The organism is Arthrobacter rhamnosi (genome assembly GCF_054510975.1).
Genome location: NZ_JBTNDN010000003.1, coordinates 225,815 through 245,303, shown reverse-complemented (window position 1 = coordinate 245,303; position 19,489 = coordinate 225,815). Strand labels below are relative to the sequence as shown.

General features: G+C 67.7%; 23 protein-coding genes and 1 riboswitch. Of the genes, 9 read left to right on the top strand and 14 right to left on the bottom strand.

The genetic code is table 11. From position 1 onward, the window contains the following. Positions 1 to 75: 75 nt before the first annotated feature. The gene (locus tag ACX80J_RS09555; RefSeq protein ID WP_459347590.1) at positions 76 to 810 is read left to right on the top strand and encodes a lipoate--protein ligase family protein; all 735 of its coding nucleotides are present in this window, start codon (positions 76 to 78) and stop codon (positions 808 to 810) included. Between the two features lie 30 nt (positions 811 to 840). Here the strand turns inward: ACX80J_RS09555 and ACX80J_RS09550 are convergent, their stop codons facing one another. From ACX80J_RS09550 to ACX80J_RS09540, 3 genes are all read right to left on the bottom strand, one after another. Then, entirely contained in the window at positions 841 to 1,470 is a 630-nt protein-coding gene (locus ACX80J_RS09550) for an MBL fold metallo-hydrolase (protein WP_459347589.1), read from the bottom strand. Then, complete coding sequence (locus ACX80J_RS09545; RefSeq protein ID WP_459347588.1) at positions 1,470 to 2,555, bottom strand: S-(hydroxymethyl)mycothiol dehydrogenase; 1,086 nt, start codon at positions 2,553 to 2,555, stop codon at positions 1,470 to 1,472. Before ACX80J_RS09545 ends, ACX80J_RS09550 begins: the two co-directional genes overlap by 1 nt. Positions 2,556 to 2,647: 92 nt before the next feature. Then, positions 2,648 to 2,905: a mycoredoxin gene (locus ACX80J_RS09540; RefSeq protein WP_301228099.1), complete on the bottom strand. Its 258-nt coding sequence runs from the start codon at positions 2,903 to 2,905 to the stop codon at positions 2,648 to 2,650. 148 nt (positions 2,906 to 3,053) lie between these two features. Between ACX80J_RS09540 and ACX80J_RS09535 the strand changes: the two genes are divergently transcribed. The 4 genes from ACX80J_RS09535 (at position 3,054) to pgsA (ending at position 6,822) form a co-directional block, all read left to right on the top strand. Continuing rightward, positions 3,054 to 3,356: a chorismate mutase gene (locus ACX80J_RS09535; protein ID WP_459347587.1), complete on the top strand. Its 303-nt coding sequence runs from the start codon at positions 3,054 to 3,056 to the stop codon at positions 3,354 to 3,356. A 240-nt stretch (positions 3,357 to 3,596) separates the two neighbouring features. Next, complete coding sequence (gene thrS / locus ACX80J_RS09530; protein ID WP_459344748.1) at positions 3,597 to 5,591, top strand: threonine--tRNA ligase; 1,995 nt, start codon at positions 3,597 to 3,599, stop codon at positions 5,589 to 5,591. Further along, a complete protein-coding gene (locus tag ACX80J_RS09525) occupies positions 5,591 to 6,202 on the top strand; it encodes an HIT family protein (protein WP_459344588.1) in 612 nt (203 codons plus the stop codon). The genes thrS and ACX80J_RS09525 overlap by 1 nt, the downstream gene beginning before the upstream one ends. After that, on the top strand, positions 6,202 to 6,822 hold the full coding sequence (pgsA, locus tag ACX80J_RS09520; protein ID WP_459347586.1) for a phosphatidylinositol phosphate synthase: 621 nt from the start codon (positions 6,202 to 6,204) through the stop codon (positions 6,820 to 6,822). The genes ACX80J_RS09525 and pgsA overlap by 1 nt, the downstream gene beginning before the upstream one ends. Positions 6,823 to 6,855: 33 nt before the next feature. Here the strand turns inward: pgsA and ACX80J_RS09515 are convergent, their stop codons facing one another. Further along, the gene (locus tag ACX80J_RS09515) at positions 6,856 to 7,311 is read right to left on the bottom strand and encodes a DUF7793 family protein (RefSeq protein ID WP_459344586.1); all 456 of its coding nucleotides are present in this window, start codon (positions 7,309 to 7,311) and stop codon (positions 6,856 to 6,858) included. Positions 7,312 to 7,541: 230 nt separating this feature from the next. Between ACX80J_RS09515 and ACX80J_RS09510 the strand changes: the two genes are divergently transcribed. Then, a complete protein-coding gene (locus tag ACX80J_RS09510; protein ID WP_459347585.1) occupies positions 7,542 to 7,760 on the top strand; it encodes a hypothetical protein in 219 nt (72 codons plus the stop codon). 48 nt (positions 7,761 to 7,808) lie between these two features. Here ACX80J_RS09510 and ACX80J_RS09505 read toward each other — a convergent pair whose 3' ends face one another. Both ACX80J_RS09505 and ACX80J_RS09500 read right to left on the bottom strand, forming a co-directional pair. Further along, the gene (locus tag ACX80J_RS09505; protein WP_459347584.1) at positions 7,809 to 9,062 is read right to left on the bottom strand and encodes an acyl-CoA dehydrogenase family protein; all 1,254 of its coding nucleotides are present in this window, start codon (positions 9,060 to 9,062) and stop codon (positions 7,809 to 7,811) included. A gap of 107 nt (positions 9,063 to 9,169) precedes the next feature. Continuing rightward, positions 9,170 to 9,790, bottom strand: coding sequence for an AmiS/UreI family transporter (locus ACX80J_RS09500; RefSeq protein WP_459347583.1), 621 nt, complete (start codon positions 9,788 to 9,790; stop codon positions 9,170 to 9,172). A gap of 37 nt (positions 9,791 to 9,827) precedes the next feature. After that, positions 9,828 to 9,940, bottom strand: a riboswitch (SAM riboswitch). A 293-nt stretch (positions 9,941 to 10,233) separates the two neighbouring features. Between ACX80J_RS09500 and ACX80J_RS09495 the strand changes: the two genes are divergently transcribed. The 3 genes from ACX80J_RS09495 (at position 10,234) to ACX80J_RS09485 (ending at position 12,703) form a co-directional block, all read left to right on the top strand. After that, on the top strand, positions 10,234 to 10,737 hold the full coding sequence (locus ACX80J_RS09495; protein ID WP_459347582.1) for a universal stress protein: 504 nt from the start codon (positions 10,234 to 10,236) through the stop codon (positions 10,735 to 10,737). A gap of 26 nt (positions 10,738 to 10,763) precedes the next feature. Next, positions 10,764 to 11,576 carry a universal stress protein gene (locus tag ACX80J_RS09490; protein WP_459347581.1) on the top strand — a complete coding sequence of 271 codons (813 nt, stop codon included), beginning with the start codon at positions 10,764 to 10,766 and terminating at the stop codon, positions 11,574 to 11,576. 275 nt (positions 11,577 to 11,851) lie between these two features. Further along, entirely contained in the window at positions 11,852 to 12,703 is an 852-nt protein-coding gene (locus ACX80J_RS09485) for a hypothetical protein (RefSeq protein ID WP_459347580.1), read from the top strand. A 117-nt stretch (positions 12,704 to 12,820) separates the two neighbouring features. Here ACX80J_RS09485 and ACX80J_RS09480 read toward each other — a convergent pair whose 3' ends face one another. From ACX80J_RS09480 to ACX80J_RS09445, 8 genes are all read right to left on the bottom strand, one after another. Continuing rightward, positions 12,821 to 13,618 (bottom strand): MFS transporter, encoded by a 798-nt coding sequence (locus ACX80J_RS09480; RefSeq protein ID WP_459347579.1) that lies wholly within the window; start codon positions 13,616 to 13,618, stop codon positions 12,821 to 12,823. A 27-nt stretch (positions 13,619 to 13,645) separates the two neighbouring features. Next, the gene (locus ACX80J_RS09475) at positions 13,646 to 14,323 is read right to left on the bottom strand and encodes an MFS transporter (RefSeq protein WP_459347578.1); all 678 of its coding nucleotides are present in this window, start codon (positions 14,321 to 14,323) and stop codon (positions 13,646 to 13,648) included. 27 nt (positions 14,324 to 14,350) lie between these two features. Further along, positions 14,351 to 15,463 (bottom strand): MFS transporter, encoded by a 1,113-nt coding sequence (locus ACX80J_RS09470; protein ID WP_459347577.1) that lies wholly within the window; start codon positions 15,461 to 15,463, stop codon positions 14,351 to 14,353. Between the two features lie 201 nt (positions 15,464 to 15,664). After that, on the bottom strand, positions 15,665 to 16,483 hold the full coding sequence (locus tag ACX80J_RS09465) for an NADPH-dependent F420 reductase (protein ID WP_459347576.1): 819 nt from the start codon (positions 16,481 to 16,483) through the stop codon (positions 15,665 to 15,667). A gap of 58 nt (positions 16,484 to 16,541) precedes the next feature. Next, entirely contained in the window at positions 16,542 to 17,081 is a 540-nt protein-coding gene (locus ACX80J_RS09460; RefSeq protein ID WP_459347575.1) for a flavin reductase family protein, read from the bottom strand. Further along, positions 17,078 to 18,421, bottom strand: coding sequence for an NtaA/DmoA family FMN-dependent monooxygenase (locus tag ACX80J_RS09455; RefSeq protein WP_459347574.1), 1,344 nt, complete (start codon positions 18,419 to 18,421; stop codon positions 17,078 to 17,080). Before ACX80J_RS09455 ends, ACX80J_RS09460 begins: the two co-directional genes overlap by 4 nt. Positions 18,422 to 18,475: 54 nt before the next feature. Next, positions 18,476 to 18,871 carry a MerR family transcriptional regulator gene (locus ACX80J_RS09450; protein ID WP_459344574.1) on the bottom strand — a complete coding sequence of 132 codons (396 nt, stop codon included), beginning with the start codon at positions 18,869 to 18,871 and terminating at the stop codon, positions 18,476 to 18,478. 407 nt (positions 18,872 to 19,278) lie between these two features. Continuing rightward, positions 19,279 to 19,479: a hypothetical protein gene (locus ACX80J_RS09445; protein ID WP_459347573.1), complete on the bottom strand. Its 201-nt coding sequence runs from the start codon at positions 19,477 to 19,479 to the stop codon at positions 19,279 to 19,281. Between the last annotated feature and the right edge of the window lie 10 nt (positions 19,480 to 19,489).

The following is a 19,489-nucleotide window of genomic DNA, read 5'->3' as shown; positions in this document are numbered from 1 at the left end:
GGTCCTGCAGGGGCGCCGGCTGGTGTCCGGGCGGTCCGCGCTCAGCTTCTCCCGGGCTCTGCCTACGATGGATGGATGAGCACTCCATGGCATGGCGCTGCCGAGCTGGCGCTCGTTCTCGACCCGGCCTCGGATGACGCGGCCGCAGAGCTGGAACGCGGCATCGCGCTGCTGCGCGACGTCGCCGTCGGAAGCAGGCCCCCGACGCTGCGCCTGTACCGCCCGAGTCCCACGGTCGCCTTCGGACAGCGGGACGCACGGCTGCCGGGTTTCGGTGAGGCGTGCGCCGTATCGACGAAGCACGGCTTCGTCCCGCTGGTGCGGCGCGCAGGCGGGCGCGCCGCGGCCTACCATCGGGGCTGCCTCGTGGTCGACCACCTCGAACCCGCCCCGGACCCCGTCGCCGGCACGCGGGCCCGCTTCGCCGCGTTCGGGGAGTTCTTCGCCGGGATACTGAGCGGCGTCGGACTCGACGCGCACGTGGGCGAGGTCCCGGGCGAGTACTGCCCCGGTGAATTCACGGTCCACGGGCGGGCCGACGGCGTCCCGGCCGTCAAGCTCGTCGGCACGGCGCAGCGCGTCGTCGCGGGTGCGTGGCTCTTCTCGTCGGTCCTCGTCGTGGAGGACTCGGCGCCCCTCCGCGCCGTGCTCACCGACGCCTACGCCGCGCTGGGGCTCGAGTGGCGGCCGGCCACCGCCGGAGCGGCGCAGGACCTCGCCGGCGGCGTGACGGTCGACGCCGTGGAGGACGCCCTGCTGGCGGCCTACGCCGCGACCGTGCGCCTTGCCCCCGCGTCCCGCCGCTCCTGACGGCGGGACGCGGGGACGGAGCCTACGGCATCAGTGTCCGCGCCGGATCCATTCCTCCAGGTGCGGAGCCTCGTCGCCGATGGTGGTGCTCTCCCCGTGGCCGGTCCGCGCGATGGTCTCCGGTGGCAGTGTCAGGAGCCGGGTGCGGATGGACTCGATGATGGTGGGGAAGTCGCTGTAGGAGCGGCCCGTGGCGCCCGGCCCGCCCTGGAAGAGCGTGTCGCCCGTGAAGACTGTTCCCGCCTCCGGCAGCAGGTAGCAGACCGAGCCGGGGGAGTGGCCCGGGGTGTGCAGCGCGGTGAGCGTGACACCGGCGACGTCGATCGTGTCGCCGTCGCGGATCCACTGGTCGGGGCTCAGTTCGGGGAACACCCTGTCCCAGAGTTCGCGGTCGCCCTCGTGCAGGTGGATCGGCGCGCCGACGGCGTCGAACAGGTCACCGACGGCGCGGATGTGGTCGTCGTGGGCGTGCGTCAGCAGGATCGCCCGGACCGTCCGCCCGTTCACCTGGTCGAGGATCGCCGCCGCGTCGTGGGGTGCGTCGATGACGACGCACTCCTCGTCATCGCCCACGATCCAGACGTTGTTGTCCACGTCCCACGTCCCGCCGTCGAGCGAGAACGTCCCGGACGTGACGAGGTGCTCCACGCGTGCCGCCATCAGAGCTCCACCACCGATCGGAGCACGGCACCGCCGTGCATCTTCCCGAAGGCCTCCTCGACCTGGTCGAGGCGGATGCGCTCGGTGACGAAGGCGTCGAGGTCGAGGTTGCCCTGCAGGTAGTGGCTGACGAGCATGGGGAAGTCCCGGCTGGGCAGGCAGTCGCCGTACCAGGAGGACTTCAGCGCTCCGCCCCGGCCGAAGACGTCGAGCAGGGGGAGCTCGATGGTCATCTCGGGGGTGGGGACGCCGACGAGGACCACGGTCCCGGCGAGGTCGCGGGCGTAGAACGCCTGCTTGTAGGTCTCGGGCCGTCCGACGGCATCGATCACGACGTCGGCCCCGTTGCCGCCGGTCAGCGCCCGGATGGCTTCCACGGGGTCCTCGTCCTTCGAGTTCAGGACGTGCGTGGCGCCCAGGCCCCGTGCCAGTTCGAGTTTCCGGTCGTCGATGTCGACGGCGATGATCGTGGTGGCCCCGGCGAGCCGGGACCCCGCGACGGCGGCTATCCCCACGCCGCCGCATCCGATGACGGCGACCGAGTCGCCCCGGGAGACGTTGCCCGTGTTGATCGCTGCTCCGATGCCCGCCATCACGCCGCAGCCGAGCAGGCCCACGGCCGCCGCGTCCGCCGCGGGATCGACCTTGGTACACTGGCCCGCCGCCACCAGGGTCTTCTCGGCGAAAGCGCCGATGCCGAGGGCCGGGGACAGCACGGTGCCGTCCTCGAGCGTCATCTTCTGGATGGCGTTGGCGGTGTTGAAGCAGTACTGCGGCTCACCCCGGCGGCACGCCCGGCACTCGCCGCAGACGGCCCGCCAGTTCAGGATGACGCGGTCGCCCGGCGCGACGGTGGTGACGTCGTCGCCCACCGCGCTCACGACGCCGGTGGCCTCATGGCCCAGCAGGAACGGGAACTCGTCGTTGATACCGCCCTGCTTGTAATGCAGGTCGGTGTGGCAGACGCCGCACGTCAGGATATCGACCAGTGCCTCGCCCGGTCCGGGATCGGGTACGAGGATGGTCTCGATGGCGGCGGGGGCATCCTTCGCCCGCACCACGACGCCCTGAACTCTATGCACCATGTCTTCGCTGTCCTTCCGCTGGGAACGGCGGCCGGGGAACGGGCCACCGGTCCCAGCATATGGCGGGAAGGACCGGCGCGGAGGGCCTCCGGCTAGACGGCGACCCTGGTCCGGACCTCGGCGGCGGACGGGTTGGTGGCCGTGCTGCCGTCCGGGAAGATCACGGTCGGGACGGTCTGGTTGCCTCCGTTGAGGGATGCGACCAGCTCCGCGGTGCCTTCGACCTCCTCGATGTTGATCTCGGTGTAGCCGATGCCCTGGGCATCCAGCTGAGACTTCAGGCGCCGGCAGTACCCGCACCAGGAGGTCGAGAACATGGTGATGGATCCGGCTTCTGGCGTGTAGTCCACGGTGCTCCTCAAATCTGCGTGCGCACGTGCCGCACGCGTCGATACGCGGGCGGCTGATCCGCCCGCATGGTACTCAACACCGCAGGAGGCGGTGCCATTCCTCCCCGCGGCAGGCGGCGACCGCCGGTGACAGCGGTAGGCTTCCGCCATGGCTGAAGCAGACGACGAGCAGAACGTGAAGCAGTTGGCGGCCGTCCGTGTCGCCATCAACGAGGTGGACGAGCAGATCGTGTCGCTCATCTCCCGCAGGGAGCGCCTCGTCCGCCGGGCGGGTGCGCTCAAGCGCGACGACGCCTCCGTCCGCGCCCCCGCCCGGGTGGAGCAGGTCATCACCAATGTGCGCGGCTACGCGTCGCAGCAGGGCGTGGACCCGACGGTCGTCGAGGAGACGTACCGGGCGATGATCGCCGCGTTCATCGAGTTCGAGATGAGGGTGCGCCGGGAAGGCTGACGCGCAGTGCCCGGTGGTCTGCGTCCATCGAACTGTCGATGTGCGCGTCGGTGCGACCGTCGGTCCGCCCGTGGATCTGCCCGTCCACCGGCCCCGTCGATCGGCGGTGTGTTGGTCGGCCCTGCGCCCACCCGATACGATCAGCAAGGCGGTCCCGGCCCTTGCCGGGTCCCGTCACGCCCGTTCGGGCGACCATTTTTCCCAGCACCGAGGAGACCGCCCGTGTCAGCGCCCCAGCCCATGAAACTCGTCGTCGACGGCGAAGAGAAGCAGGCGACGACGGGCACCACCGGCACCGAGCTGTTCAGTGAACGGCGCGACGTCGTCGTGATGCGCGTGGACGGGGAGCTCAGGGACCTCGACCAGGAACTTCCCGAGGGTGCCTCCGTCGAGGGCGTCACGCTGGAGGACCCGGCCGGCCTCGAGGTGCTGCGCCACTCCGCAGCCCACGTCATGGCCCAGGCCGTGCAGCAGCTGCGTCCGGGTGCCAAACTCGGCATCGGGCCGTACATCACCGACGGCTTCTACTTCGACTTCGACGTGGAGGAACCCTTCACGCCCGAAGAGCTCAAGCAGCTCGAGAAGATGATGCTGAAGATCGTCAACACCAACCAGCGTTTCGTGCGACGGGTCGTGTCCGAGGACGAGGCCCGCGAGGCCATGAAGGACGAGCCGTACAAGCTCGAGCTCATCGGCCTCAAGGGCGGGGCCACCGAGGAGGACGGGGCGTCGGTGGAGGTCGGCGCCGGAGAGCTGACGATCTACGACAACGTGGACCGCAAGTCCGGCGACGTCGTCTGGCAGGACCTCTGCCGCGGCCCGCATCTGCCGAACACCAAACTAATCTCCAACGCCTACGCGCTGACGCGTTCGGCTGCCGCCTACTGGCGCGGCAGCGAGAAGAACAAGCAGCTCCAGCGCATCTACGGCACGGCGTGGCCCACCAAGGACGCGCTGAAGGCCTACCAGGAGCGCCTGGCGGAAGCAGAGCGCCGCGATCACCGGCGCCTCGGCACGGAGCTGGACCTCTTCTCCTTCCCCGACGAGCTGGGCTCCGGACTGCCGGTGTTCCACCCCAAGGGCGGCATCATCCGCAAGGCCATGGAGGACTACTCGCGCCAGCGCCACACCGATGCCGGCTACGAGTTCGTGTACACGCCGCACATCACCAAGGGCCACCTCTACGAGGTCTCCGGGCACCTCGACTGGTACCGGGACGGCATGTTCCCCGCCATGCACGTGGACGAGGAGCTCAACGAGGACGGCACGGTGCGCAAGCCCGGGCAGGACTACTACCTCAAGCCCATGAACTGCCCCATGCACAACCTGATCTTCCGGTCGCGCGGGCGGTCCTACCGCGAACTGCCGCTGCGCCTGTTCGAATTCGGCTCCGTGTACCGGTACGAGAAGTCCGGCGTCATCCACGGCCTCACCCGGGTGCGCGGCATGACCCAGGACGACGCCCACATCTACTGCACGCGTGAGCAGATGAAGGACGAGCTCACCGGGACGCTCAACTTCGTGCTGGGCCTCCTCAAGGACTACGGCCTCGAGGACTTCTACCTGGAGCTCTCCACCCGCAACCCCGAGAAGTCCGTCGGTTCGGACGAGATCTGGGACGAAGCCACGCGTACCCTCGCCGAGGTCGCCGAGTCCTCAGGACTGGAGCTCGTGCCCGACCCCGGGGGAGCCGCGTTCTACGGCCCGAAGATCTCCGTCCAGGCACGTGACGCGATCGGACGCACCTGGCAGATGTCGACCATCCAGCTCGACTTCAACCTGCCCGAGCGATTCGAACTCGAGTACCAGGCCGCCGACGGGTCGCGCCAGCGCCCGGTCATGATCCACCGCGCGCTGTTCGGATCGATCGAGCGCTTCATGGGCGTGCTCACTGAGCACTACGCCGGAGCCTTCCCCGCCTGGCTGGCACCCGTGCAGGTGCTCGCCATCCCCGTCGCCGAGGCGTTCAACGACTACCTGTTCGACGTCGTCGACAAGCTGAAGGCCGAGGGCATCCGCGCGCAGGTCGACGCCGGGTCCGACCGCTTCCCGAAGAAGATCCGCACGGCGAGCAAGGAGAAGGTGCCGTTCGTGCTCATCGCGGGCGGCGAGGACCAGGAAGCCAACGCCGTCTCGTTCCGGTTCCGCGACGGCAGCCAGGACAACCAGGTGCCGGTCGACGAGGCGGTCCGGCGGATCGTGGAGGCGGTACGCAGCCGGGAGGCCACGGTCTGATGGAGGACGCGGACAATCCGGGCGGGACCGGCCCCTACGCGGGCGACGCCGCGGTAACGGACGATCTCGAACTGGCGGGTGTGCCCGACGCCTTCCAGCGACTGTGGACGCCGCACCGCCTCGCCTACATCAAGGGGGGGCAGGAGCAGGTCACGTCGGAGAAGACGTGTCCGTTCTGCCGTGCTCCTCAGCAGAGCGACGAGGAAGCGCTCATCGTCCACCGCGGTACCCATGCCTTCGTGCTGCTCAACCTCTTCCCCTACAACGCCGGCCATCTCCTGGTCTGCCCGTACCGACATGTGCCCGACTACACGGACATCGACGAAGCGGAGACCGCGGAGATCGCCGCCCTCACGCAGACGGCCATGCGCGTACTGCGGAAGGTGTCGAATCCCTCGGGCTTCAACCTGGGCATGAATCAGGGGGCCACGGGAGGCGCGGGCATCGCGGCCCACCTGCACCAGCATGTGGTGCCCCGATGGGGCGGGGACGGGAACTTCCTGCCGATCATCGCGCAGACCAAGGCGATCACGCAGACGCTCGGTGAGGTCCGCGAGCAGGTCGCGGCGGCCTGGCCGTCCTCGGGGACAGCTGCGGGATCGGCGTCCTGATGCTCAACAGGTACGCGCGCGGTTTCTTCACGGCCCTCTTCACGCCGCTGGCCCGCCTGTTGCTCAAGTGGGGCGTGACGCCCGACGCCGTGACCATCACCGGAACCATCGGTGTGTCCGCCGGAGCGCTGGTCTTCTACCCGCTCGGCCAGCTGTTCTGGGGCACGGTCTTCATCACGCTCTTCGTGTTCTCCGACATCGTCGACGGGATCATGGCGCGGATGAAGGGCCACGGCGGACTGTGGGGGAACTTCCTCGATTCGACGCTCGACCGCATCGCGGACGGGGCGCTGTTCACCGGCGTCGCCATCTGGTTCTTCACGGGCGGGGAGAACCCGGCCATCGCGATTGCAGCACTCGCCTGTCTCGTGCTCGGCATGATCGTCTCCTATGCCCGGGCGAAGGCCGAGTCGCTCGGCTTCACGGCCAACGTCGGGCTGGCGGAGCGCGCCGAGCGCCTCGTCTCCGTCCTGGTCGTCACGGGACTGACGGGCCTCGGGCTGCCCGAGGGAGTCCTGCTGGCCGTCCTCGTGGTCCTGGCGGCGGCGAGCCTCGTCACGGTCTACCAGAGGGTGAGGGTCGTCCGCCGGCAGTCGCTGGCGGCGAAGCCCGCGTCCTGACGGGCTCTGCTGCGCCGCGGCTGCCGGCAGCCGTCAGGAAGCCCGGCGGCGGGCGAAGGGGTCCCGGTCCACCGTGAGGCTCATCGCGTGTTCCACCGGGTCGGCACACAGGACGTCGTGCATGAGCGCCAGCCACTCGAGGGCGGCGCTCCGCTCCGTGAAGTACTCCGAGGGGTAGTCGGCCTGCTCGTAGGGCACGGACAGCATACGGTCCATCGGCCCCGCACCGACCATGGCGCACGCGAGGACGTCGCGGGCCGCGGTGAGGACGCGGCGGGCGCCGGACGAGATGCAGGACACCCTGTCGAGTTCGAAGTACAGGACGTACTGTCGCCGGCCCGTGAGGTCGAAGCTCTGTTCGAGGATCGCGATCGCGTCCGACTCCGATATCACGGAGTCCTGCCCGAACCTCAGGCGCACGGCACACCGTGCAAGCCTGGTGAGGCGGAAAGGGCGGGGAAGGTCGGTGCTGGTCTCGGTGCTCGTCATGGGGACTTTCCGCGGTCTCGTCGGGTCGATCCCCCCGAACCGACTCCCGTACACCGTGTGAGACCAGACGGATCGCCGGGGGAGCACCATTCTAGCCGCCGCCGGAGTCATCGCCCGAATCGGTGCCGACGCTGGAACGCGCACCCGCCGTACCCACCAGCGATGATTCGGGCGCGTCGCCCCCGTCTAAGGGAGGAAGCACGCACACCGATCTCCGGACAGGACACGCCATGACCTACCTGACAGGGTTCCTCCCCGACCTCCACATCGTCTCCGACCTGGACCTGCTGCTGCTCCAGCGCGGGGCAGCAGGCTCTCCCGCTCCGCCGACCGGGTCCCCTTCCCTGCCGCGGCCCTCCGCTGCGCTCGACGCCGTCCTCGACGAACTCGACCGCAGGGATGCCTGCCCGGTCGAGCGCCGGACGGGGGCCCGGCGGACGCCGCGGTGACCGCGCCCGGGGGTCCATCCTGCTGCGCGCCCGCGGACGCGCACGTCCTCAGGCTTTCGCGGGCGCGGCGACCGGCGCGGCCCCGATGGACCAGACGCGCGGCGGGACGGCACCGTTGACCGAGTGGTCGCCGATGATCCTCGCCTTGAAGACCCACGGGTTGTGGTTGGCGGCCGTGCGCGCATTGCGCCAGTGCCGGTCGAAGTTCTTCGCGGTGCTCACGCCGGAGGCGGCGAGCGCGTTGAAGACATCGGATGTCGCGCGGGTGGCGAGCGCTGACAGGATGACCTGGGCCTTCGCGGTCTCGAGTTCGGCGACGTCGTTACGGCGCTCGTCCTCGACCTCGTCCCCGAGGAATGCGCCCTCATAAGCGAGCTGCAGCGACCGGGCCGCCCGTTCGACGGTCGCGTCCGCCGCGTACGCCGCCGCGGACACCTCGCCGATGACCTGCAGGATCTGCGGGTCCGCCGCGAACGACGACGCATTGCCGTGGCTGAAGATCCTCGTGCGGTTCCGGACCTCACGGGCCACGTCCCGTTCGGCGGCCGTGATGCTGCCGGCGAGGACGGCGAGGAGCACGGCCTGGTAGAACGCGGTCTGGTACTTGAACCGGGTGTCGAAGTCGATGACGTTGACGGCGTCGACCCGGGCCCGGTCGAAGGTGGACGTGCCGGAGCCCGTGGTCTGCTGGCCGAAACCGTCCCAGTCGTCGCTGTGGGTCACCCCCGGCTGGTGCGTGCTGACCACCGCGATGACCTTGACCCCGTTGTCGGTGCGCTGCGCGAAGGTGTCGATCCAGTCCGCGAAGATGCTGCCGGTCGAGTAGTACTTGGTTCCAGTGACGCGGAAGGCGCCGGCGTCGTCCGGGTCCGGGCTGACCTTGGTGATGACGTCTCCGATGGTGACGGTGCCGACCTCCGTCCACGAGTTGCCGACGATCTCGCCGTCGACGAAGCGCTTGAGCCATACCTCGCGCTGGGCTCCGGTGGACACCAGGCGGTCCTCCACGAAGGCGAAGTGGGCGCGCAGGGCCTGTGGGATGTTCGAGTCGGCGGCCGCGAGCTCCGTGAGGAGGCGGAACAGCTGGGGCAGTGAGGCACCGGAACCGCCCGCGGACACCGGAACCCGCAGTGCTCCGAAGCCGGCGTCGATGAGTGCACGGATCTCCTCGCGGGGGAGCTCGTGCTCCTGCTCGCGGCGGGCTGCGCCCTCGGCGATGCGGGCGAACAGCGGGCGGAAGCGGGCGGCGAGGAGTTCGTACTCCGCGTCGGTGGCCGGCGGGGTATGGGTCAGCGTGGTCATGGTGGGCCTTTCGATGGAAGCGGGAAGTGAGATGGAAGCGGGAAGTGAATGGAAGCGGGAAGTGAGATGGAAGTGGGATGTAGGGACGGGTGCGGCCGGGGTCGACGTCAGGCGGGGACGGTGACCTGCGTGGGTGCCGGTGTTTTCACCGGGCGGGCGCTGACGGCGCCGGCGACGACGAACAGCACCGCGATGGCCCCGGCAACGGCGAGGGCGGGGCTCCAGCCGGCCGGCCAGGCGCCGTTCAGTCCGAGGACGGCCGGAGGAATGGTGCTGGCCGTGCCCACCAGGATCGCGCTCCAGCCGGTGATACGGGCCAGGCGCGCCGCATCGAAGGCCAGGAGCAGGAAGAAGAGCCCCCACAGCACAGCCCACGCGAGCCACAGCACCGCGCTGACCGGATCGTCGTCCAGGGAGGTGCCGGCGAAGACGACGGCGAGTACGGCGACGAGACCGCAGAACCATCCCACTCCCGAGGCGCCCAGCCCGGCGACCGATCCCAGTCCCACGTAGAGGTAGGTGAGCCCGAAGAGGAAGATGCCGCTCGCCGAGCCGATCGCGGCGGGATCGCCTGCACCCGCAGACGCGATCAGCGTCGCGATCACCAGCTGGAGCGTTCCGATGACCAGGTTGAAGTACCCGGAGTCGCGGGATGGAACCCGGCCGAGGAGGCCGAGACCGTTGATCAGGAGGGCCGCTCCGGACAGGAGGAGGCAGATGTACGACATGGAGGTCCCGTCGACGGGACGCGGAGCCCCGAGGCCCGCGCCGTGCTTGCCCCGGCGCTGATGCGCGGGACCGGATCTTCACCTGGGGCACCCCGCCACGGAGGGGGTTGCCGTCCAACGAGCCAGGGCTTCGCGTTGGAACTCTTGATCTGTAGGTACGAGACTAGGCGCTGGACCGGAGCGGCTGCCAGCACCGGTGCGTGACATGACCCTGCATGACGCCGCATGACGGCGCGCTCGGTGATGAACGACGTCGGGGGCCCGCTCGATGACGCCGGCGCCTGCTGGAGCCAAGCATCAGCATGACTTCTTCCGGCCCTACCTGGCAGGGCCCCGTGTCCCCTACCACTTTGGAGTGAGGAGGGGACGTAAGGCCCTAGCTGCTCCTCCCGCGACCGGCGACGATCGGAAGAAGCAGTGTTCCGCCCAGCAAGGGAATCATCATGGACGCATCCGCCACGTCCCGTGCGCGAGTTGTCGTCGTCGGGGTCGATGGCTCTCCGTCGTCGATCGCTGCGCTGCAGCTCGCCGTCAGTCTCATGCCCCTCGCCGGCGACACCCTCCGCGCCATCACGGCATGGCAGCACCCTCTCGCCTTCGGCCTGTACGCGCCTCCCGTGGAATACGACTACGAGGGATTCGCGCGCAAGGCCCTGGACCAGGCGCTGACGGAGGCGTTCCCCGAGGGGACTCCTTCCCGGGTCGGGGAGGTCGAGCGCGGGGTGGTGCGCGGCCTCGCGGTGGAGGTCCTCATCGACGAGAGCATGCATGCCGCGATGGTCGTCGTCGGCTCCCGCGGCCACGGCGGGTTCGCCGGACTGCTCCTGGGATCCGTGAGCTCCGCACTCGCAGAGCGGGCGCAGTGCCCGGTCCTCGTCTCCCACGGCGCCCTCCACCTGGCCGAGGGTGAGACCACACCCCTGCCACCTGTCCGGACGCTGGCATGAACCCGGCCGGCGTTCCGGTGAAACCAGTGATCGTTGGTTACGACGGGTCGGACGACGCGCGGCACGCAGTGCTCTGGGCGGCCCACTATGCGGTGGCAGCGCAGCAAGACCTCGTGGTGGTGCACTGCTGGTTCTGGCCGTTCTTCACCCACGACCTCGGCCCCGTGACGGGTATCAAGGACAGCGGGTTGCGTGGAGCGGCAGAAAGAACCGCCGCCGAAGGCATCGACCTCGCCCAACAGGCGGAGCCCAACCTTGCAGTGAGCGTGCGGCTCATCGCCGGATTCCCCGCCGAAGTGCTCACCAGACTCTCGGCGGAGGCTTCCCTGCTCGTCGTCGGAACCCGCGGACTCGGCGGGTTCGCCGGCCTGCTCCTCGGATCCGTCGGCCTCCACCTCGCAGCCGCAGCCTCCTGCCCCCTCATGGTGGTGCGCGAGGACCAACCCGAACCAGGAGATGTTCTGGTCGCCGTCGACGGGTCGCCGGAAAGCGACCGCGCTGTCATCGCCGCGGCGGATCTGGCGAGAACACTGCACGCATCGTTGCGTGTGCTTCACGTCAGACCCTACGCTCGCCACGCCCTGACGCACCTGCCCGATCCGGAGCATGATCCCGTCGTCCAGCAGGCCCTGAACATACTGCCCGACGACACGGACCTCACCGTCATCGAGGATTCCTTCGCGGAACCCTCCGTACCCGGAGTCATCGTGCAGCACGCCCGCAGGGCCGCGTGCGTCGTCCTCGGCGCGAAGGGACGTAACACTCTCGGCGCGCGGCTCGGATCCACCGTCCATGCCGTGCTGCATCACGCCCGCGGCAACGTCCTCGTCGTCCGCTAGGGCCTGCCTGTCGTCACCCAGCAACCCCGACTGGTCCATTGGAAGGGCCTCAGCGTTTCCACTCGGTGTAAGCGAGGGTGCTGTGGAGGCGAGTGACGTCACGTCGGCTGCAAGACTCGCGCAAACGTCTTCCAATGCATCAACCGGTGCGGTGGTTCACGGTCACGGTCAGCCCTTTTCGTCGTGCAACCTCTGCGTCCGCGCGGAACAAAGCGCGGGCAGAGCGTGCCTTTCGACCCTAGGCGGGGCCGTAACCTGCAGGAAGCATGGAGCACATGATTCTCCTGCCAGCGGCTGCGTACCGGCTTTCCAGTGCATCGGCCATCGGGGCACTGACTGCCTCCGCAGCCTCGTACTTCATCCCGGACGTTCTCGGGGGTCCGCCCGTCGCGCAGGGCAACCTCCGCGGAACAGCACTGGTGATCATGGTCCTCGCCCTTCCAGCGCTCGTCACCGCGATGTTCTTCACCCGACGCGACTCGGCGCGGGCACTTGTGGTGTGGCTGGGAGCTCTGGCGTACATCGTCTATCAGAGCGTCCTGTTTCTTTTTGCCACGCCCTTCAACAGTCTCTTCCTGATCTACATAGCGATGCTGTCCGCGGCGTTCTGGTCAATCGTCGTGATCGTTCAGACGGTGGACCTCGTAGCATTCCGCGCGCGGTTCGACGGCATGCTTCCCGTCCGCAGCATCGCCATCTACGTCGCCGTGCTTGCGGTTCTCAATGCAGCGGTGTGGTTGCGGGCCATCATTCCTGCTGTCCGCAGTGAACAGCCGGCCACTTTCCTCGAATGCTCCGGCGTAACCACGAATCCGGTCTTCATACAGGACCTTGCGATCTGGCTTCCGTTACTCATCTGCGGGGCCTGGTGGCTCTGGAACCGACAGCCGCTCGGCGAACTGGTAGTCGGTCCCATGCTCGTCACTCTGGTGCTCGAGGCCATCGGGGTGGCCACCGATCAGTGGTTCGGCGCAAGCGCTGATCCGACTACTCCCTTTGCCTCGACGGCCGTCATCCCCATGTTCCTGCTGCTCGCAGTGGTGGAAGCGGTCCCGCTGTACTTCTACCTGAAACACCTGAAGACCGCTGACCGTCCGACAGACATAGCCCTGGCGACGACGGCGTGAGGACAAGGGCCCGATGCGAGGGTAGATAACGGTTGACCGTCGCGCAGCCAGGGCGGGTGCCCTCGAGCTGTGGTCGATAGCCGGCAGGCGGCGTTCTGCTGCTCGACGAGCGCTCGTTCAGTGCTCATTCATGGTGCGCGCGTGTCGCGGGAGGAATGCCGTTGCTACGAGGGCGACGACTGCCAGGACAGTGCCGACGGTGAAGGCGGCGCGGGCACCATCGGCGACGGAAGCGGCGTCCGTGCCGCCGGCGTTCGAGCTGAAGACCGCGATGAGTACTGCCAGTCCGGCTGCGCCGCCGAGCTGCTGAATGGTGTTCAGCGCGGCGCTGCCGTGCGGGGTGAGGGCGCTGGGGAGGGATCCCAGCGACATGGTGAACAGAGCGACCCAGGCGAAAGCTTGTCCGGCGCAGACGAACACGTAGGTGGCCAGGACCACCCACATCGAGGTGTCTTCCGTGAAGGTCGTCATGAACCACCAGCCGGCACCGACGACGAGGGCTCCCGGAAGGGCGAGTCCGCGGGCTCCGATGCGGTCGTAGTAGCGGCCGACGAGGAGGGACACGATCCCGATCGTCGCTCCGCCGGGCACCATCAGGAGCCCTGTCTCCAGCGAACCGAGTCCGAGGGATTCCTGCATGACCAGGGGCAGCAGGGTGGCGAGAGCGAAGGCGCCCATGACCAGGAACGTGAAGACGATGACGGGTCGCGCAAACCCGGCGTAGGTGAAGATCCGCAGGTCCAGGACGGCCGTGCCGTGGCGCTGCAGGCGGAGCTGCCGCGCCACGAACGCCGCGATACCCGCCACCCCGAGCGGGATCGCGATCCAGAACGATGCTGAGAAATGCCCGTCACTGGATTCGCCGGCACTGGCCAGGCCGAACACCAGTGCGCCGAAACCGATCGCGGAGAGCACCAGCGACAGCGCGTCGAATCCGATGCGTCACGGCGTGGTCAGGTTCGGCATCTTGATCGCCCCGATGAGCAAGCCGAGCACCGACAGCGGCAGGATGATGATGAACAGCCACCGCCAGGAAAGCTGCGACATCACCAGGCCGGAGAAGGCGGGACCGAGGGCGGGCGCGACGGCGGAGACCGCGGTGACCAATGCCATCATCTGTCCCCGGCGGGAGGGTGCGACGAGGCCGATCGACGTCGTCATCAGCAGCGGGACCAGCACAGCCGTACCGAGTGCTTGCACGATCCGGCCGGTGAGCAGCAGCGCGAAGCCGGGTGCGACGGCCGCGATGAGGGTGCCGAGGGTGAACAGTCCGACGCTGGCGATGAAGATCGTCCGGAGCTGGAAGCGTTGCATGATGTACCCGGTGGTCGGGATGATGACCGCCAGGGTGAGGGCGTAGCCGGTGGTGAGCCATTGCCCGGTCGTCGCCGTGATGTTCAGGTCGTCCATGATCTGCGGCAGCGCCACCCCGACGACCATCTCGGACAGGAACGCCACGAATGCCGAGAAGACCAGGACGGAGATCGTCAGAACCTCGCCGGGCGACAATCGCTTGATTGGTGTGGGGCTGGCCACGATCGGGTCGGTGATCGCTCCTTGAGGGTCGGTGATCATGCCGATGGACCCTGTTGCGGGGGCGAGGTGCGTGTCATTACTCATAAGATGCTGGTTCCAGTGGTCGTGTCGTTATGTGAGTTTCGGAGGCTTGACTGCCCCCAGGATGAGGGCGCCGAGGACGGAGGCGAGACCACCGACGACAAGGGCTGTCTGCACACCTGCGCCGTCGACGAGGAGTCCGCCGAGGAACGCGCCGAGGGCGACCGCGACCTGGAACACTCCTGTCTGGAGTCCGCCGATGCTTTCCAGGCGGGCCGGTTCGGCCCGTGCGAGCCAGGTCGAGATGACCGTCGGCAGGGCGCCGAAACCTGCTCCCCAGAGCGCGGCTGCGGTGAAGAGCAGCACCGGGCTGCTGCCCATGTAGACGAAGGCGATCATCGCCAGGCCGAGGACGAGCGGGAAGATCAGTGCCGCGACGCGCAGCGTCCTGTCGGCGAGAGGTCCGGCGATCAGGTTGCCGCCCACGATCCCGAGCCCGTACACCAGGAGCAGGACAGCGAGCTGCTCGGGATCGAGTCCGCCGACCTCGGTCGCTGCCGGACGGATGTAGGTGAAGCCGGCGAAATGCCCTGCACCCATCAGGGCCATGGTGAACAGGCAGAGCAGGACCATGCGGGAGCGCAGTGTCCGGATCAGGGGCCGGAATCCGCGCGAGGGGCCGGTGAGCATCGAGGGCAGGGCGAAGAACTGGATGACCATGGCGATGATGCCGACGCCCGCGGCCAGCGCGAACACGGCACGCCAGCCCCAGATCTCACCGAGCAGCGTGCCGAGCGGGACAGCGGCGACGGTAGCCAGGGTCACGCCGACGTTGACGATCGTCAGACCCAGACCGAGTTTGGCTGCTGGAACCAAGCGCGCCGTGATGGAGATCGCCAGCGCCCAGAACCCGCCGATCGCGATGCCGAGCAGGACCCGTGCGGCCAGAAGGATCGGGTAGGTCGGCGCGATCGCGACCAGCACATCGGAGACGACGGCCAGCGCCGAGAGGGTGATCATCAGGTGCTGGCGGTCCATGCGCGAGAGCACGACCGGGATGGTGACACCGGCAACGGCCGCAACGATGGCGGTGATGGCGACGGACTGACCGGCCACACCCTCTGTCACTCCCAGATCCGCGGCAACCCGGGAAAGGAGGCTCGCCGGCAGGAACTCTGCCATCACGAGGGCGAAGACGCCCACGCTCAGCGAGGCAACGCCCGCCCACGAGGGTTTCTGTATCGGGCCCGCACTGTCGGACCGTGATCCGTGACCGCCGGTGTCGTGTGGTGCTGTTGCTGTTGCTTGGTGAGAAGTCATTCGGTCTTCATCCTGGCTTGCGTATGAGGACGCACCAGTAGGTGCGCATTGGTATGTGGAGGGGGAAGTTGCGGGGCCGCAGCGTCAGCTGTAGCAGGCGCGGTTGATGGCGACGAGGAACTTGCCGTCCGGCCTGCCGCCGGCGTCGATGTACCAGCCGATGGCCTCCATGGCCAGATCCCGGCGCTGCGGGACCCGCTCTTTCTCGGCGGCTGCCAGGAAGGAGGGCATCTCCTCACCCGTCCGATCCGTGCAGTAGACGGGGGCGCCGGGCTGCTGGCGCCACGACTCGGCGAGAACGCCGGCGTCGACAGCGTCGAAGCCGGTCTGCTCCACCAGGGACATCGCCACCTTCCGGTGGTCGTCGTGATCGGAGGCCACCGGGATGGCAACACGGCCTGCCGTACCGGCGTCAGTGGCCTTGGCGTCGAAGGACTGGGACGTGATGGCGTTCCAGGCCTTCGTGACGGGGCGGCCGAAGAGCTCGGACAACCAGGCGCTCTCGGGTTGCCCCTCAGCTAAGGCGGGGATGATGCCGTCGCGTGCCGGGTAGTAGTTGGACGTGTCGATGACGACGGCGGCCTCGGGAGCGCGCCGGACATGGGCGGCGATGTCCTCATTGCGGTTCAGGGGGACCGAGACGACGAGGACGTCGACGTCGATGGCCGCTTCGGACGCCGGAACGGCTCGCGCGCCGGTACTCAAGGCTCTGGCGTCGATGGTCTCCGGGCCGCGGGAGTTCGCGATCACCACGTCGTGTCCATGGCGGCTGAGCCGCCGGCCGATGGTCGAGCCGATCGAGCCCGCGCCGATGATTCCGATCTTCATGTGTCTCCCTCGTGCGATATCTGTCCTTCCATCATCAACATTGCCATTAGTGTGAAGGTCAAATGGGGGTGTCATAAATCCGAGTGCTGACGAACGTGGGGCCACTGATCAGTGGAAACGGTGCACGCACGCATCAGGCAGGGCGGAGCTCCTGGAGGGTCCGGTATCGGCCTTGGAAGTACAGCAGGGGGCCGGGATGGTCGTCAGGGGATGTTCCTAGTTGAATGACGCGTCCGAGCACGATGAAGTGGTCGCCGGCGTCGTGTTCGGCCCAGATCATGCAGTCGAACCAGGCCAGGCTTCCTTCAACGATCGGGTTGCCCTGTGCTGTCGGACTCCATGGGATACCTGCCCATTTGTCCGTGCCTCGTCGAGCGAACTGGTTCGACAGTGCTTCCTGGTCGCGGGCGAGGACGTTAGCCGTGAAGGAGCCTGTGTCGCGGATCCTCGGGTAGGTGGTGGAGGTCTTCATGACGCTGAAGGACACCAGCGGCGGGTCGACGGAGACACTGTAGAACGATTGGCAGGTGAATCCGATCGGTCCCTGGTCATCGAGGCCGGTGATGATCGTGATACCTGAGGCGTAACGGCCGACAGTACTGCGGAAAAGACTGGCATCAACGCCGGGGCTCTGGTTGTGAACGTGGCTGTGACGGCTGGGGGTCGTCGTCATTCGGCGTCATCCGTGAGTCGGCTGTCCACACCGTACTGGGCGGGGGCGCCGAGGTGGTCGCGCAGGGTGGTTCCTTCGTAGTCGTCGTGGAAGAGACCGCGCTCCTGCAGCAGGGGGACGACTTCGTCGACGAAGGTGTCGATCCCGTCCTCGTAGACATCGATGGACACCCAGAAGCCGTCGCAGGCGCCGGCCTCGAACCATTCCTGCAGGTGGTCCGCGGTGACGGACGCCGGGCCGACGGGAGTGGGATGGTAGTCGATGACCCCGTGGGCGAGGATGTCGCGGAGGGTCCATCCTTCGCGGGCGACCTCCAGCGCCTTGGGGGAGCGGGGGTCGAAGGGACTGGGCCGGGCTGCTGTCAGTTGGGCGGGCCTGAGTGGCTCGTCGATCTGGCTCGCATCGAGCGTGAGTCCCAGCATGGAGCCGAGATAGGGGATGAGGGCCTGGGCGGCTCGGTCGCCGAGGGTTACGCGGCGGTCCAGGGCCGCCCGCTTGGTGGCGGCGATGGCCGGCATGACCCCGGCGATGAACTTCACCTCGTCAGGGTTGCGACCCGCCTTGCGTGCCGCGTCGCGGACGGCTTCGCGTTGGGTGCGCGCGTCCTCGATGGTGAACACGGCGCCGATGACGGCGCTTGCGTACCGACCGGCAATCTCGAGTCCGTTCGCGCCTCCGCCAGCCGAGAAGACCACGGGTTGGCCCTGCTCCGAAGGTGGAATGGGCAGTGGCCCGCGCGAGGCGACATATTCTCCCTGCAGGTTGATGGCCTGGATCTTCTCCGGGTCGACGAACCGGGCGTTGGTCGCGTCCCTGATCCAGGCGTCCTGCTGCCAGCTGCCCCAGAGAGCCTGCGTGATCTGGATGGTTTCGTGCGCCCGCTGGTAGCGCTGGGGTCGAGGCGCAATCTCCTGCCCGAAGTTCGCAGCGGAACCAGGGTCGCTGGTGGTCACGGCGTTCCAGCCGGCCCGGCCGTGACTCATCACATCCAGGGCCTTGAATTGGCGGGCGAGGTTGTAGGGCTCGTTGAAGGTCGTAGAGCCGGTCGCTACGAGACCGATGCGCTCTGTCGCGCGGGCTATGGCCGCCAGGGTGAGCAGGGGTTCCAGGGTGAGCATGGGCGCTTCCTGTACGCCGTCTGCTTTGTAGGCCAGGAAGTCGGGCAGGAACAGGAACGCGAACTTGCCCCGTTCGGCAGCCTGGGCGTAGCGCACCTGGGCGTCGAAGTCGGTGTAATTGGCCGGATCCACGCCTGCGGCGCGCCAAGCGGATCCGTAGGCGCCGTATCCGTTGCCCAGCTGCAGGCCGAGGATCATTTTCGAAGATGAGGAGGAAGTCACCTACCCATGGTGCAACCTTCACACTAATGGCAAGGTCAAATCGTGGGCGTGCTGCTACGCCGGCTGTCGCTTGCGGGTGCCGCTCTTGCTGCCGGCGGCCTCCAGTGCCTGGACGTAGCGGGTGATGGCGTCCCTGTTCTGCGAAAGGACGTCGATCTTGTGGGTCATCCGGTCCCGCTCTTCTCGCAGAATGTCCAGGAGTTCCGGGTCCGCGTCGTCCACGACGACGGTCTGCGGCTGATTCAGGCACGGCAGGATATTGCCGATGATCCTGGTCGGGATACCCGAATCGATGAGTCCGCGGATCTTCGCCACTCGGTCCACAAGGTATTCGTCATACTCCCGGTAACCGTTGTCGAGACGGCGCGGTGTCACCAGGCCCTGCTCCTCGTAGTATCTGAGCATTCGCGCCGGCACGCCGGACCTTTGTTCCAATTCGCCTATGCGCACAATGCCACCTCTGAATCATGACCAACTCCGGGTCAACCTTCTCATCAGTGGAAGGGTAGCATGACGATCCCGGACTGATCCTTCAGCGGGTCAGTAGCTACGCTTCTCAATGACCCGCTTCTCCTGCAGGAGGGATCTCTCGATGGCTCAGCCCGAGCTGCAGCATCGGCGCGAGAGCGGCATGAACGTAGTGCTCGGTGGACGTCTCCTTCCCTTCCCAGAGCGCCGACCGGTTTCCCTCCATCTGGTCCGTTTCGTCGCTCGAACAACGGTCCGCTACCGAACCCAGCTGTTCAAGCGCTGGAACAGCAGGTGGTCCTGCCAGCTGCCTGCGATCTTCAAGTACCCGGGTGCAAGTCCGTATTGATAAAATCCTGTCCTGGCTAGGACGCTTCGAGAAGCAGCACTCATGACCGCGCATCCACTTGCGATCCGTAGGTTCTCCTGTAGTTGATGATCAAAAGCGTCGCCACGATGCAACAAACGATTCCGGCGGTCATGTCGCCCCATTCCGACCGCTCGGGGAGGGAAAAGAAGAAGAAGCTGAGGCTGCCCGCAGCGTTGATCAGAAGAAGAGCGATGGCCGCTAACCAGGTATTCTTCGGCATATCGACCACC